The 576-nt window shown below is 69.6% G+C and carries 1 protein-coding gene; it reads left to right on the forward strand.

Annotated features, from left to right (window positions below):
- Window positions 1-33: 33 nt before the first annotated feature.
- The coding region (murI, locus tag IV04_RS24505; protein ID WP_072010980.1) for a glutamate racemase at window positions 34-576 on the forward strand (543 nt) is incomplete at its 3' end.

Consider the following 576-nt stretch of genomic DNA (forward strand, 5'->3'; position numbering starts at 1 on the left):
CACCCCGCGCGGTAGGCTGGATCCGTGACTTCCGTGCTGCAGAACGACGCTCCCATCGGCGTGTTCGACTCGGGCGTCGGCGGGCTCACCGTCGCGCGGGCGATCCGCGACCAGCTGCCGAACGAGTCGATGATCTACGTGGGCGATACGGCGAACACACCGTACGGCCCGCGTCCCATCGCCGAGGTGCGCAGGTTCTCGCTCGAGATCCTCGACGACCTCGTCGCGCAGGGTGTGAAGATGCTCGTGATCGCCTGCAACACCGCGAGCGCGGCCATGCTGCGCGACGCGCACGAGCGCTACGACGTCCCGGTGGTCGAGGTGATCGGGCCGACGGTGCGCAGCGCCGTCTCCAGCACCCGAAACGGCCGGGTCGGCCTCATCGGAACGCAGGGCACCATCCAGTCTGCCGTGTACGACGACCTGTTCAGCATGCGCCCAGATATCGAGCTGACGGGGCAGGCGTGCCCCGAGTTCGTCCCGCTGGTCGAGGCCGGCCGCACGAGCGGGCCCGAGGTGCTCGAAGTGGCGGAGCGCTACCTCGCCCCGCTGCTCGAGCGCGAGATCGACACGCTC

Origin of the sequence: Serratia sp. Ag1 (genome assembly GCF_000743355.1) — a bacterium.
Lineage (GTDB): Bacteria > Pseudomonadota > Gammaproteobacteria > Enterobacterales > Enterobacteriaceae > Chania.